Origin of the sequence: Nocardia brasiliensis (genome assembly GCF_011801125.1) — a bacterium.
Taxonomy (GTDB): domain Bacteria; phylum Actinomycetota; class Actinomycetes; order Mycobacteriales; family Mycobacteriaceae; genus Nocardia; species Nocardia brasiliensis_C.
The window spans coordinates 5,249,805-5,263,707 of sequence record NZ_CP046171.1; the positions used below are offsets into that span (position 1 = coordinate 5,249,805).

13 protein-coding genes are annotated in these 13,903 nt (G+C 68.8%); 2 read left to right on the plus strand and 11 right to left on the minus strand.

Going from position 1 to position 13,903, the window contains the following annotated elements:
* Positions 1-212 precede the first annotated feature (212 nt).
* On the plus strand, positions 213-830 hold the full coding sequence (locus F5X71_RS23675) for a hypothetical protein (RefSeq protein WP_428981500.1): 618 nt from the start codon (positions 213-215) through the stop codon (positions 828-830).
* Positions 831-1,255: 425 nt separating this feature from the next.
* A complete protein-coding gene (locus F5X71_RS36670) occupies positions 1,256-1,453 on the plus strand; it encodes a hypothetical protein (RefSeq protein ID WP_203218204.1) in 198 nt (65 codons plus the stop codon).
* Positions 1,454-1,529: 76 nt separating this feature from the next.
* Here F5X71_RS36670 and F5X71_RS23685 read toward each other — a convergent pair whose 3' ends face one another.
* From F5X71_RS23685 to F5X71_RS23735, 11 genes are all read right to left on the minus strand, one after another.
* Entirely contained in the window at positions 1,530-2,024 is a 495-nt protein-coding gene (locus F5X71_RS23685; protein ID WP_167464013.1) for a hypothetical protein, read from the minus strand.
* 245 nt (positions 2,025-2,269) lie between these two features.
* Positions 2,270-3,172: a pyridoxal 5'-phosphate synthase lyase subunit PdxS gene (pdxS, locus tag F5X71_RS23690; RefSeq protein ID WP_167464014.1), complete on the minus strand. Its 903-nt coding sequence runs from the start codon at positions 3,170-3,172 to the stop codon at positions 2,270-2,272.
* Between the two features lie 526 nt (positions 3,173-3,698).
* The gene (locus F5X71_RS23695; RefSeq protein ID WP_167466679.1) at positions 3,699-4,742 is read right to left on the minus strand and encodes an NUDIX hydrolase; all 1,044 of its coding nucleotides are present in this window, start codon (positions 4,740-4,742) and stop codon (positions 3,699-3,701) included.
* Complete coding sequence (locus F5X71_RS23700) at positions 4,742-5,866, minus strand: glycosyltransferase family 4 protein (RefSeq protein ID WP_167464015.1); 1,125 nt, start codon at positions 5,864-5,866, stop codon at positions 4,742-4,744. Before F5X71_RS23700 ends, F5X71_RS23695 begins: the two co-directional genes overlap by 1 nt.
* On the minus strand, positions 5,863-6,852 hold the full coding sequence (locus tag F5X71_RS23705; protein ID WP_167464016.1) for a phosphatidylinositol mannoside acyltransferase: 990 nt from the start codon (positions 6,850-6,852) through the stop codon (positions 5,863-5,865). The genes F5X71_RS23700 and F5X71_RS23705 overlap by 4 nt, the downstream gene beginning before the upstream one ends.
* 88 nt (positions 6,853-6,940) lie before the next feature.
* A complete protein-coding gene (gene pgsA / locus F5X71_RS23710) occupies positions 6,941-7,636 on the minus strand; it encodes a phosphatidylinositol phosphate synthase (protein ID WP_167464017.1) in 696 nt (231 codons plus the stop codon).
* A 2-nt stretch (positions 7,637-7,638) separates the two neighbouring features.
* Positions 7,639-8,232: an HIT family protein gene (locus F5X71_RS23715; protein WP_167464018.1), complete on the minus strand. Its 594-nt coding sequence runs from the start codon at positions 8,230-8,232 to the stop codon at positions 7,639-7,641.
* Complete coding sequence (gene thrS, locus F5X71_RS23720; protein ID WP_167464019.1) at positions 8,229-10,277, minus strand: threonine--tRNA ligase; 2,049 nt, start codon at positions 10,275-10,277, stop codon at positions 8,229-8,231. Before thrS ends, F5X71_RS23715 begins: the two co-directional genes overlap by 4 nt.
* 183 nt (positions 10,278-10,460) lie before the next feature.
* Positions 10,461-11,075, minus strand: a complete 615-nt coding sequence (locus F5X71_RS23725; protein WP_238815428.1) for a (2Fe-2S)-binding protein — start codon at positions 11,073-11,075, stop codon at positions 10,461-10,463.
* Positions 11,072-11,491 carry a TIGR02611 family protein gene (locus tag F5X71_RS23730; protein ID WP_167464021.1) on the minus strand — a complete coding sequence of 140 codons (420 nt, stop codon included), beginning with the start codon at positions 11,489-11,491 and terminating at the stop codon, positions 11,072-11,074. Before F5X71_RS23730 ends, F5X71_RS23725 begins: the two co-directional genes overlap by 4 nt.
* A gap of 94 nt (positions 11,492-11,585) precedes the next feature.
* A complete protein-coding gene (locus F5X71_RS23735) occupies positions 11,586-13,838 on the minus strand; it encodes a bifunctional SulP family inorganic anion transporter/carbonic anhydrase (RefSeq protein WP_167464022.1) in 2,253 nt (750 codons plus the stop codon).
* Between the last annotated feature and the right edge of the window lie 65 nt (positions 13,839-13,903).

Below are 13,903 nucleotides of genomic sequence, written 5' to 3' on the forward strand. Positions count from 1 at the left end.
GACCACGCCCGGCAACACGACCGCGTGCCACGGCTCAACCACATCCGGCGACAGGACCACATGCAGCTGGGCTGCACGAGTGCACCGAGTACCTGAGACTTCCGAGACGATCGGGGCGAACAGGCGACGTACCGGGCCCCGGACTGTGCGGAGGCTCGCGTTGACCGCGCCAGTGGCGAGCGACCGGGCGGGGGTTGCGGTTGGTGGCGGTGTTGGATGGGGTGGTGCGCTTTGTTCCGATTACGCAGGATGCGCTTGCCGGGCAGGTGGTCGAACGCCTGCGGGGGTTGGACGGGTATCGGGTCGTCGCGGTGGACGGGGCGGATGCGGCGGAACCGGTCGAGTTCGCTCGGCGTATCGCCGCCGCGCTGCGGGACACCGGTCGGCCCGCCGAGGTGGTGTCGCTGCACGACTATGTGCGACCGGCGTCGCTTCGAATGGAATACGGCAGCGACGAATTGTCTTACCGCACCGCATGGTTCGACTATGACGCGGTACGCCGCGAGGTGATCGACGCGCTGCGCGCCGACGGTCGTTGGCTGCCCGCACTCTGGGACGAGACCACCGATCGCTCCGCCCGCGCCACCATTCGCACCGCCCTACCGGGCACCGTCCTGCTGGTCGCGGGACCCATGCTGCTCGGCCGCCCCCTCGACTTCGACCTCACCGTTCGCCTGGAGATGTCCGAACCCGCACTCCGCCGCACCACCCCACCCGAGCTGCACTGGACCATTCCCGCCCTCCGCCACCACAGCGAAACCCCCACCACCCCAACCTTCTTCGCCCGCTGGGACCACCCCACCCGCCCAGCCCTGCGCCTCCCCACCTAACCCGCCCCACGAACTCGGCGAGACTCGACCCCACCCAAACCTCCAGCCCGTCCTCCTTGCTTCTCTTCCTGGCCGACGACTATTAGGCCCCTTCACGGGCCAACATAGGTGGATGCGCATATCCGAGTAAGAGCATGTATCCACCCACATCCCAGTACTGTTCCACCATGGGGAGCGATGCCGCGTGTGCGCGAAGCACAGGGGGCTGACCCCGCTGTTACGTCCGGTGATCTACGCGGACGACCTCGTGGTGGTCACCCACAGGTCACTCGGCAAGAAGTCGCCCGTCCCCGGCTACCTGCTGATCGAAACCCGCAGGCACACCCCCCACCCTCGCTTCGCTCACCGACGAGGAGGCAGGCGCGGTCGGCCTCGCGGCCAGTCGTTCCGCCCGCGCGCTGCATCGAGAGCTGGCGCCGGAGTTCGTGTTCTCGACGGTCACCGGCCGCACGGTCGCGCATTTCCATCACCGCGTATTCGCCCGTCCCGCAGGCACTCCGGCGGACGTCCCGTGGTTCGACGTGGACTCCTGGCCCGGCGGCCCGCGCATCACCCCGGCCGAATTCATCGCCTTGTGCGCCAGGCTGGCCACACACTTCAGGGGCGGGGATCTGGACGGGTGATCACCAGGTAATGGTGGCAGGGGCTACTCGGGCGATGCCGCCACCATTACCTGGTGATCAGTTGTCCAGCAGGGGGTCAGGCGGGGCAAGCCGGGGATTGCTGGCCGAGGGTGGTGAGGGCTTGGCAGGCCCAGGTTTGTTGCACCTTCCATTTGCCCGCGTCGGCGACGAAGGGGACGTCGACCATGTTGGTCTGGTCACCGATGGTGAATTTCGCTTGGGCGCTGACGGATCCGCCGAAGGCGGTGACGCCGACCACCTCGGCGTGCGCGTTGGCGTCCTTGTAGGCCTGGGCGAGCCGGTTGGGGAGATCGGGGTCGGCTTCGATGCCTTGGACGAGGTCAAGTTTCTCCGCGCTCGGCACGGCCGGGTCGAGCGCGCGCTGCAGCAGCGCGTTGAGTTCGTCGGCGGTGGGCGCGGGCGGCAGGTTCGGGTCCGCGGTCACGCTGGTGCTGGTGCGCGACGGCTTGGGCGGGTCCTTGGGATCATCGCTGCCGCAGGCCGCGAGCCCAAGGGTGGCCACGGCGGCCAAGCCCGCGATCGCGATACGTCCGGTCTTACGAAGCTTCAACTACTCGTCCTTTGCGCTCGGCTGGTACAGGTCACCCGACAGCGATGCGGTACCCACCGCCCAGCGGCGTCGACGGCATCGAAACGCGAAGGTAATCAACATGATTGTGGAAACAGTAAGGCCGCTATGTGGTGCGGCGAAGAGTCGCGGCGAACCCGGGACCGCCTACGCGGGCGGTCCGGAAATACAGCACGAGCAGGGATCGCCGGATCCCTGCTCGTGTCAGTCCCGCAGTGGGCGAACCCTCACCAGCCGCGTTCGGCCAGCCGGTGATCGACGGGCAGCTCTTCGACGTTGATGCCGACCATCGCCTCGCCGAGCCCGCGCGACACCTTGGCGAGCACGTCGGGGTCGTCGTGGAAGGTGGTCGCCTTGACGATGGCGGCAGCCCGCTCGGCCGGGTTGCCGGACTTGAAGATGCCGGAGCCGACGAACACGCCTTCGGCGCCGAGCTGCATCATCATCGCGGCGTCGGCCGGGGTGGCGATGCCGCCCGCGGTGAACAGCACGACGGGCAGCTTGCCGGTCTCGGCGACCTCACGGACCAGCTCGTAGGGCGCCTGCAGTTCCTTCGCGGCGACGAACAGCTCGTCGGCGGGCAGCGAGGAGAGCCTGCGGATCTCCTGACGGATCTTGCGCATGTGCGTGGTCGCGTTGGAGACGTCGCCGGTGCCCGCCTCGCCCTTGGAGCGAATCATGGCCGCGCCCTCGGTGATTCGGCGCAGCGCCTCACCGAGGTTGGTGGCGCCGCAGACGAACGGCACGGTGAAGTTCCACTTGTCGATGTGGTTGGCGTAGTCGGCGGGGGTGAGCACCTCCGACTCGTCGATGTAGTCGACGCCGAGGCTCTGCAGGATCTGCGCCTCCACGAAGTGGCCGATCCGCGCCTTCGCCATGACCGGGATGGAGACGGCGGAGATGATGCCGTCGATCATGTCCGGGTCGCTCATCCGGGACACGCCGCCCTGCGCGCGGATGTCGGCGGGCACCCGCTCCAGCGCCATCACCGCGACCGCGCCCGCGTCTTCGGCGATCTTGGCCTGGTCGGGGGTGACGACGTCCATGATCACCCCGCCCTTGAGCATCTCGGCCATTCCGCGCTTCACGCGGGCGGTACCGACGGTCTGGGTGGTCTCGGGCGTCGTCACGGCAAACTCCTGGGTCATCTGCGCCAATCGGGTCGCAAGGGATTGAATCGACCCAATTCTAGGCGTGCCACCCAGGCCACTTTATAGCCAGTCGAAGATGACTGGCCTTGTCGATTACCAGCGCGGATGCCGACCGGGGGTCGGCACTGGACCGGTTCGGCCGGGTGGCGACCGCTCGGCGAACTCCGCCGCGCACCGTACAGACGACAAGTCCCGGCGTCACACCTCAGCTATTCGCGGGGTGAAGGCCGGGACGTGCGCGGTGGACTATCGGAAGACGCTCAGAGCGGGCCGACCACGAAGATCGAGGCCCAATACTCGGCGGCGGCGGGGCCGATGATCGGCAGCAGGAAATCGAACAACAGGTAGGACATCTACTAATTACCTCCGCGAGCCCAAATATTCTCCCGCCGTGACGCGGGAGCCGCAGCACCGGGCGTGCCGTTCCAGTAGCACTACCCAGGCGGCTTCGATCCAGTCGCGACCGTAGCACGATCGTGAACCAGATCACACCGCCGCGCGAAAACTAGCGGATGGAGCGGACTTCCGGGTCGACGGTGCCGGAGGCGGCCGAAGCCGCTTCCGGCAGTAGCTCATCGAGGTTGTAGGGGTAGACGGTCTCGCCCGAGCGGTCGAGGGCGATGATGTCCTCGACCGTGCACCACTTGTTGCCGGTGATCGAACGACGTTCTATCGCAGTCAGATTCGTGGCCTGCGGTGCGTAGCAGGGCACGCGCAACGCGAAGAAGAGCTCCTCGGAGCGGATGAGGTCACCGTCGAAGGGGAACACCGCGACCCGGCGCCAGATGGGTCCACGCAGGCTCTCTGGGTCGGCCCGGTATCCGGTCTCCTCGTACAGCTCACGCACGGCCGCCTCGCGCAGGCTCTCCCCCGGCTCCACCCCGCCGCCGACGGTGAACCAGAACGAGATGTCCGGCGTCTTGGGGTCGTTGCCGCGCATCAGCAGCGTGCGGTCGCTCTCATCGAAGAGCACGATCCTGGCGGCGGTGCGGGTGGTATCGACGTCGAGCCCGGTCGACGCGGCGGGCGTGGCCCGCTCGGTGATCTCGAAATACGTGGGCAGCGGGGCGGTGCCGCCGAGGTGCAGGATGCGCACCGGCCTGCGGGTGCGCAGTGCGAGGGTGTCGCGGACCGCGTCGTTGTGGAACCGCCGCGCGATGAGCACCCTGGCCTCGGCGTCGGCGAGCTCGGCCACCATCTGCGGACGCAGCCGCGCGCTGTCGACCGCCGAAAGCGCCGCGGAGAGTTGGTTTTCCACGGCTTCGCGGTCGGGGCGCCCGGTGCGCTCGGCCCGGTCGGCGAGCGCGGCGAGGATCTCGGCCCGTTCCAGCGCCGCCGGGTCGGCGCCGGGATCGGCGAGCGCCGACGCCACCGCCCTGGCCACCACCGCGCGCCGCGACAGCGCGGCCTCGAGCGCCTGCCAGGATTGATCGGAGCGCACGTGCAGCCGGTCGAGCCGGTTCGCGGTCGAGTACGCCCACAGCCCGATCGCGATGACGACCGCGGCGATCAGCGCGAGAACGAGGACCGTGGTCGCGGAGAAGGTGATCATCCGGCGGCCCGCACCCTGGTGTCGCCCACGGTCACCGTCTCGTAGACCCGCAGGATCTGTTCGGCCACCACCGGCCAGTCGTATTCGCCGACCACCTGGGTCGCGGTGTGCACCAGCGCCGCGCGGCGTGCGTCGTCGGTGAGCATGTCGTCGATCGCCGTCGCCAGCGCGGCCGAATCACCCACGGGCACCAGCACACCCGCCGCGCCGTCGCGCAGCACGCGCCGGAAGGCGTCCAATTCGCTTGCCACCACCGGGGTTCCGGCCGCCATCGCCTCGATCAGGATGATGCCGAAGCTCTCGCCGCCGAGGTTGGGCGCGACGTAGACGTCGGCGCTGCGCATCGCCGATGCCTTCTCCGCGTCCGAGACCTGGCCGAGAAAGCGCAGGTGCCCGGCATTGGGGCCGGCCTCGCGGCGCAGCCGCTCCTCGTCGCCGCGGCCGACGATCAGGATCTCCAGGTCGGGATGCTTGGCCACCAGCGCGGGCAAGGCGCCGAGCAGCACGTCCATGCCCTTGCGCGGCTCGTCGTAGCGGCCGAGGAACAGCACACTGCGCCCGGGGCGCGGATAGCCGGGCAGCATCGGCGCACGCGCGAACGCGGGCACGTCCACCCCGTTGGGAATCTCCACCGCGTCGGAGCCGAGCGCCTCCACCTGCCAGCGCCGCGCCAACTCGGAGACCGCGATGCGGCCGCTGATCTTCTCGTGGTACGGGCGCAGGACGCCCTGAAAGGTGCTGAGCACCAACGATTTCGTGGTCGAGGTGTGAAACGTCGCGACGATCGGGCCCTCGGCGATCTTCAACGCGAGCATCGACAGGCTCGGCGCGTTCGGCTCGTGGATGTGCAGCACGTCGAAGTCGTTACCTTCGATCCAGCGCCGAACCCTGGTGTAGGCCATGGGCCCGAAGGACAGGCGCGCCACCGAGCCGTTGTACGGGATGGCGACCGCGCGACCGGCGGACACCACGAAATCCGGCAGCGGCGTGTCGTCGGCGGCCGGCGCGAGCACGCTCACCCGATGACCGCGCTCGATGAATACCCTGGCCAGCTCGACCACGTGGGCTTGCACCCCGCCGGGGACGTCGAACGAATACGGGCAGACCATGCCGATTTTCATGAGGACTCATCCGTCGGGGCCGCGTGTTCGGTCGCCATGGGCGCGGTGTGCTCGCGCTGCGCCGCCGCGATCCTGGCCAGCCGCGCCTCGGACAGGTCGCCCTCCCACATCGGCTGCAGCATGTGCCAATCCGCCGGATGCGCCGCGATGTTCGCGGCGAACCGGTCGGCCAGTGCCTGCGTGGCGGCCGCGACACCGCGCGAGACATCCACGGGCGCCTCGACTTTCATGCCCCAGGCTTCGGCGCCACCGTCGGCGGTGAACCAGGTGTGCACCGGCAGCAGGACCGCGCCCGTCTGCGCGGCGAGCTTGGCGGCGCCCGCGGGCAACCAGGTGCGCTCGCCGAAGAACGTGACCGGCACCCCGCGACCGGTCAGGTCGCGCTCCCCCATCAGGCAGATGACCTTGTTCTCGGCCAGCCGGGCCGCCAGTTGCACGAACGGCGGCTGCTCGCCGCCGGTCAACGGGAACACCTCGAATCCGAGGCTCTCCCGATAGGCGACGAACCGCTCGAACAGCGACTCCGGCTTCAAACGCTCGGCGACGGTGGCGAACCTGCCATGGTTCTGCACCAGCCAGACCCCGGCCATGTCCCAGTTGCCCGAATGCGGCAGCACCAGGATCACGCCGCGCCCGGCGGCCAGGCCCGCTTCGAGGTGTTCGGTCCCGGCGACCGGCAGCGTACCGATCGCCACGTGGTCCATCGACGGCAAGCGGAAGGCCTCCCGCCAGTACCTGGCGTAGGAGCGCATGCTCGCCTGGATCAGCTCGTCCGGCACCTCGGCCGGGGTGCCGCCGAGGACCCGAGCAAGATTGCGGCGCAGTTGATTCGGCGCACCACCCGCCCGGAACGCCCGATTGGCCTTGCGCGCCACCCGATCCGCGCCCCAGTCGAACAGCCGCCGCGCCGTCGGCTCGGGCAAGGCCCGCACCAGCCGCCAGCCCGCCGCGTATCCGGCGTCACCGACCCGCTCCCCGAAACTCATACCACTGCCTCCCGCACCGCACTAGGCCCTGTGACCGTGGCGGCGCCGGATGGGACTTCGACACAGGGCCTAGCGCACGGCGGCGTTCTCACGACGGCAGCTCCGTCGCGTTCGCCGTTCCCGCCGTGGGGTTTTCCGGCCGCGCCGGCGTGATCACGTCCCGCGCGCCCGGGGACCTGCGGACCGCGAGCACCCGCTGGAACACCGTGACGATGCTGAGCACCGCCAGGATCCACATCGCGACATGGACCGCGTAGGTGAGCCAGTCCAGTCCCCAGTATCCGCCGATTCCGGTGAATCCGGCACCGACGAGCACGATGATCAGCCGGTCCGGGCGTTCGATGATGCCGCCGTCGGCCGAGAGTCCGCTGGCCTCGGCACGCGCCTTCGCGTAGGAGATCACCTGCGAGGTCACCAGCACCACGAGCGTCGCGGCGAACAGCGGCCGATGCTGCTCGTGATACACCGCCCACCAGGCCAGGCCGCCGAAGATGGCGCCGTCGGCGACCCGATCGCAGGTGGCGTCGAGCACCGCGCCGTATTTCGTGCCGCCACCGCGCGCTCTGGCCATCGCGCCGTCGAGCATGTCGAACATGACGAAGAACCAGATCACCATGGTTCCCCAGAACAGGTGCCCGGTCGGGAACAGCGTGACCGCGGCGACGATCGAGGCGGTGGTGCCGATGACGGTCACCGCGTCCGGGGTGAGTCCGGTGCTCACCAGCGCTTTGCCCAGCGGCGCAGTCGCTTTGGCGAACGTGTCGCGGCCGAAGAAGCTCAGCACTTCTAGTCGACTTCCTTCCAGGCCGCCGACAGCAGCGCGCGCGTCTCGCGCAGCAGCTGCGGCATCACCTTCGCACCGCCCACCACGGTGATGAAGTTGGCGTCACCACCCCAGCGCGGCACGATGTGCTGGTGCAGATGGTCGGCCAGCGAACCACCGGCCACGCCACCGAGATTCAGGCCGACATTGAACCCGTGCGGCCGCGACACCCGCTTCATCACCCGGATGGCCTGCTGGGTGAACGCCATCAGCTCGGCGCTCTCGGGATCGGTGAGATCCTCGAGGTTGGCGACCTTGCGATACGGCACCACCATCATGTGGCCGGGGTTGTACGGGTAGAGGTTCAGCACCGCGTACACCAGCTCGCCGCGGGCGATGACCAGGCCGTCCTCGTCGGACATCTTCGGGATGTCGGTGAACGGATGCCCGGTCGAGCTGGGATCGGTCGCCGCGGCCTCGGCGATGTAGGACATCCGGTACGGCGTCCACAGGCGCTGTAACCGATCCGGTTCGCCCGCACCGCGATCCACGATGCTGTGCTGCTCACCGGTGGCGTTCAGTTCGTCGAGGCCATCCGGCACGGTACGTTCGGTCATCCTGCGCCCTTGATCTCGAAGCCCTCAGCGGTCGGTGACGCGTTCTCCCGGTGCCGGATCCAGGCCACGATGGTGGCCACCGCGTCCGCGACCGGCACGCCGTTGACCTGGGTGCCGTCGCGGAACCGGAAGCTCACCGCGCCCGCCGCGACATCCCGCTCGCCCGCGAGCAGCATGAACGGCACCTTCTGCGCGGTGTTGTTGAAGATCTTCTTCTGCATCCGGTCGTCGCTGCGATCCACCTGCGCCCGGATGCCCTCGTCGCGCAACCGCTCGATCACCTGATCCAGGTGCGGCGCAAAGGCTTCCGCGACCGGGATGCCGACGACCTGTACCGGGGCCAGCCACGCCGGGAACGCGCCCGCGTAATGCTCGGTGAGCACGCCGAAGAAGCGTTCGATCGTGCCGAACAGCGCGCGGTGGATCATCACCGGCCGCTGCTTGGTGCCGTCGGAGGCGGTGTACTCCAGATCGAACCGTTCCGGCAGGTTGAAGTCGAGCTGGATGGTCGACATCTGCCAGGTGCGGCCCAGCGCGTCCCTGGCCTGCACGGAGATCTTCGGGCCGTAGAACGCGGCGCCGCCCGGGTCGGGCACCAGCTCGAGACCGGAGGCCGAGGCCACCTTGGACAGCGTCTCGGTGGCCTCCGCCCAGATCTCGTCGGAGCCGACGAACTTCTTCGGGTCCTTGGTGGACAGCTCGAGGTAGAAGTCGTCGAGACCGTAGTCCTTCAGCAGACCGAGCACGAACTCCAGTGTGCTGCTCAGCTCGGCGTGCATCTGCTCTTTGGTGCAGTAGATGTGCGCGTCGTCCTGGGTCATGCCGCGCACCCGGGTCAGGCCGTGCATGACGCCGGACTTCTCGTAGCGGTACACCGAGCCGAATTCGAACAGCCGCAACGGAAGTTCCCGATACGACCGGCCACGCGCGCGGAAGATCAGGTTGTGCATCGGGCAGTTCATCGGCTTGACGTAGTAGTCCTGGCCGGGCTTGCGGACGGTGCCGTCCTCGTTCAGCTCCGCGTCCAGGTGCATCGCCGGGAACATGCCGTCGCGGTACCAGTCCAGGTGACCGGAGACCTCGAACAGGTGGCCCTTGGTGATGTGCGGGGTGTTGACGAACTCGTAGCCCGCCGCCACATGCCTGCGCCGCGAGTACTCCTCCATCTCCTTGCGGATGATGCCGCCCTTGGGATGGAACACCGGCAGGCCCGAGCCGAGCTCGTCGGGGAAGCTGAACAGATCGAGTTCCAGCCCGAGCTTGCGGTGGTCGCGGCGCTCGGCCTCGGCCAGCAGGTGCAGGTACTCCTCGAGCGCCTCCTGCGATTCCCACGCGGTGCCGTAGATGCGCTGCAGGCCCTCCCGGTCCTGGTCACCGCGCCAGTAGGCGGCCGAGCTGCGGGTGAGCTTGAACGCCGGGATGAACTTGGTGGTCGGGATGTGCGGGCCGCGGCACAGGTCGCCCCACACCCGTTCGCCGGTGCGCGGATCCAGGTTGTCGTAGATGGTCAGCTCTTTGCCGCCGACCTCCATCACCTCGGGATCGTCGATCCCGGACTTGTCGCTGATCAGCTCCAGCTTGAACGGCTCCTTGGCCAGCTCGACGCGGGCGTCCTCGACCTCGACCACGCGGCGCGAAAACCGCTGCGCGCCTTTGACGATCTTCTTCATCCGGGATTCCAGCTTGGCCAGATCCTCCGGGGTGAACGGCTTGTCGACCTGGAAGTCGTAGTAGAAGCCGTCCTTGATCGGCGGGCCGATGCCGAGCTTGGCCTCGGGGAACTCCTGCTGCACCGCCTGCGCCAGCACGTGGGCCGCGGAATGCCGGATGACACTGCGGCCGTCCTCGGTGTCCGCGGCGATCGCCTGCACCTCGACGTCGGTATCCGGGGTCCAGGACAGGTCCTTGAGGCCCTCGGCGTCGCGCACCACCACGATGGTGTCCGGCCCCTTGGTCGGCAACCCGGCCTCGCGCACCGCGGCGCCCGCCGTCGTCCCGGCCTGTACAACGACAGTCACCGGGCTGTTGCGGGCTGAGGTGGTCACGGCAGTGCTCTCCTTGGCTTTTCTCGGGTGCGGGAAGGGTTCCCGCGGATCATGGCCGAGACAGCGGTGTCCCGGCGCGACCATGCTAGCTAGCCCGGTTTCCCGCGTCGTCCGCCGGTTACTGGGCGCGTCCAATCTTCGCATTGCCGACCGACAGTCGTGCAATTGATCGGGACGAGCACGTCAATCGTCGGTGGCCAGCTCCTCCAGCAGCGCGGCCCGCTCGGCGGCGGGGCGCTTCGGGCAGCTGGTGCACATCTCGCAGTTGGGGACCTCGTAGACCAGGCAGCAGGAGATCCGCTTGACGAACGTGCGGCCGCCGACCTCGACGAACCGGGGTTTCGGCAGCTTCGCGCCGATCTCGGCGGCCAGCCGGCTGCCTGCCTCCGCGTCGCCCGCGTCCAAGGCCCGATTCCCGACCGCGTCGGCGACGATCGCCCACAGCGCGGGCACGCCCGCGCCGGACACCTCGGCGACCGGGCCGATCACCGCCGCAAGGGTTTCCCGCAGCGCCGCGCCGGGCTCGGCCGCCGGGTCCGGCGCGGCCAGCACATGAATGCGTTCCACGCCGCCGTCGGGCCGGATCTCGCAGTCGAAGCGGTCCAGCACCGGCTCGACCGCGGGCTGTCCCTGCGCGTAGGCCCGCGCGACCTGCTCGACGAGCGCGGAGGCGACCATGCACCACCACAGCGTGCCCGCGATCCGCGGCGAGGTGGTCCCCCAGGAATGCCCCATCTCCGCGATCCGCGCGGCCAGCCACTGCGGCTGCGTCAGCGATCGACCGGGGACGGTGTTCACCACTTCAGGGGACTGCGTAACCATTGCCACTCGACTCCGATCCAGCTGCCGACCAACCCGAACGTGCCCAATATCCAGAGCGTCGCGACGACCAGCGCGCAGGTGGCGGCCGCCGCGAACACCCGCATGGCGAGACCCCGAGCGGAATACCACGCCATACCCTGCCGGTACTTGTCGCGCAGCCAGCCGAGTGCCCGGCGCGCCCAGGCGAATTCGGTAGCGAGGATGCCCAGTCCGGCGAAGACGATCGCCCAGCCGGGACCGGGGTAAGGAATCGCCAGGATGCCGAGCGCGAGCACCACGACACCGGCGAGTGCGACCCCGATCCGGTAGACCAGGTTCAGCGTAGGGCGCTCGGCGATGCGGGCACGGAAGGCGCGCCAGCCTGTTGGTCGGGTTTCCAGCTCCGCGGTCATCTCCCCAAGCTTACGAGTGAATCGGACAGCGCCGGGTGGGCAGAACGCGGCGAACCCGCCCGGCGGTGCGGGCGGGTTCGCTGCGCGTGTTGCTTCAGACCAGTTCGGGCACGACCCGCTGGCCCGCCGCGTCGTCGATGTGCGCCAGGCCCTGCTCGGTCACCTCGATGACCCGCCCGCTGGCAATATCGAAGAACAGGCCGGACACAGTGACCCCGCGCTCCTCCACCGCCCTGCGCACGGCCGGGTGCCGTCGCAGGTTCTCCACCTGCACCGCGACGTTCACCATGCTCAACTGATCGACCTCGTTGAACCCGGCGCGCGCCGCCGCCGTCGCCACCGGGTGGCCCCGGTGCATCCGGTCCAGGCTCGGCCGCGCGTGCGTGAGCCACTTGTCGATCTCCGGGCCGGTCTGCGCACCCGTGTGCAAGGCCATCATCGCGCCGCACGAGGAGTGCCCGCAGACCACGATCGAGCGCACGTTCAGCTCCTCCAGCGCGAAGACCAGCGCCGCGTCGACCGACGGATCGCCGACGGCAGGCACGAGATTGCCCACATTGCGCACGGTGAACAGGTCACCGGGGCCGCTGTTGGTGATCATGTTCGGCACGATGCGCGAATCGGCGCAGGTCAAGAAGAACGAATCCGGGTCCTGGCTGTGCACCAACTCGTCCAGGTGCGGACGCACCACGTGCGCGTGGCTGCGGTGGTAGGCCGCGACACCCGCCGCGATCGGGTCGTCGTGCTCGTCGCGCCGCCACGGGCCGAGGATGTCGGTCAGCACCGCACGGCCGAAGCTGCGCGAGGGCGGGCCCGCGGTGGCGTGCGCCATCCTGGCACTGCCGATCTCCACGAAATCGACACTGCCGCCGTTGCTTTCCTGCTGGCGCACCCAATCCTCGATCGCCTCGAACGCGGCGTGGTCGAGGAAGTCCACGGTCATCTCGACGGTGACGTCGGCATCGGCGGGCACCTTGGCGAACTCCGCGGACAGCTTCGGCAGCGCGAGGAAGGTGCAGGAGCCGTCGATGGTGACCATCCAGCGCTGTGAGCCCGGGATCTGCCTGGCGGTGATCGCGACGCGCACCACCCGCCACAGCAGCAGCCCGAACGCCAGCGCGAGGCCGATCAGCACGCCCTCGAGCAGGTTCAGGAACACCACGCCGAGCATGGTGACGACGTAGACGAGCAGATCGCCGGTGCGCCGGGCCAGCCGGATGTGGGCCAGCTTGACCAACTGGGTGCCGATCACGATCAGCAGGCCGGCCAGCGCCGCCTTCGGAATCTGTTGCACGACAGCGGCCAGCGCCACCGAGAACACCAGGATCCAGACGCCGTGCAGCACCGAGGAGGCCCGGCTGCGCGCGCCCGCCTGCACGTTGGTGGCGCTGCGCACGATCACGCCGGTCACCGGCAACCCGCCGAGCAGGCCCGACAGCACGTTGGACGTGCCCTGACCGATCATCTCTCGGTCGAAATTGGTGCGCTGACCGGTGTGCATCTTGTCCACCGCGACGGCGGAGAGCAGGCTCTCCACGCTCGCGATCAAGGCGATGGTGATGATCATCAGCACCACGGCCGACCAGTCGCCGCGCGGCAGTTCCGGCAGGCCGATCGCGTCGAACAGCGAGCCGTTCAATACGATTCGCTCCGCGCCGGTGGGCAGCACAATGGCGAGCAGGGTGCCGCCGACGACCGCGACCAGCGGTCCCGGCACCACCCGCACCTTGGCGGGCATGTACTTCCAGCCGAGCATGATCGCGATCACCACGGCGCCGATGAACGCGTCGCCGCCGTGCAGCGACATCAGCTGCCCGGGCAGCTGGGTGATGTTCTTCCACGCGGAACTGTGCGACGAACCGCCGAGCAGCACATGAATCTGCTGCAACGCGATGGTGATACCGATGCCGGCGAGCATCGCGTGCACCACCACCGGGGCGACGGCAAGCGCGGCGCGCGCGACCCGGCTCAAGCCGAACAGGATCTGCAGCACACCGGCCGCGACAACGATGAAACCTGTTGTTTTCCAGCCGAATTGGGTGATCGACTCGGCGATCACGACGGTGAGACCGGCGGCCGGGCCGCTCACCTGAAGAATAGAACCGCCGACCAGACCGGCGACGACGCCACCGATCACGGCGGCGATGAGACCCGCCATGACCGGCGCACCGGAGGCGAGGGCGATGCCGAGGGACAGCGGCAGCGCGACCAGGAAGACCACGATCGAGGCGGGCACGTCATGGCGCAGGATCGATTGGACACGCTCGGACATCTGTCCGGAACTTCGATCCGAGCCCGCGGGGACTGGTGGTGACATCGGTGGGGCCAAATCGTTATCGATAGCCATGACTTCTCCTTCGCCGAACCCGGTCCGGAGACCGAGGTCGGTTGACGATCAAATGTCCAGCAGGG

What these genes read in the sequence shown, in the direction of transcription:
- F5X71_RS23700 (WP_167464015.1), bottom strand. Translation starts at nt 5,866, where the DNA reads ATGAAAATCGGCATGGTCTGCCCGTATTCGTTCGACGTCCCCGGCGGG.
- F5X71_RS23705 (WP_167464016.1), bottom strand. Translation starts at nt 6,852, where the DNA reads ATGAGTTTCGGGGAGCGGGTCGGTGACGCCGGATACGCGGCGGGCTGG.
- F5X71_RS23715 (WP_167464018.1), bottom strand. Translation starts at nt 8,232, where the DNA reads ATGACCGAACGTACCGTGCCGGATGGCCTCGACGAACTGAACGCCACC.
- F5X71_RS23730 (WP_167464021.1), bottom strand. Translation starts at nt 11,491, where the DNA reads ATGACCGCGGAGCTGGAAACCCGACCAACAGGCTGGCGCGCCTTCCGT.
- F5X71_RS23735 (WP_167464022.1), bottom strand. Translation starts at nt 13,838, where the DNA reads ATGGCTATCGATAACGATTTGGCCCCACCGATGTCACCACCAGTCCCC.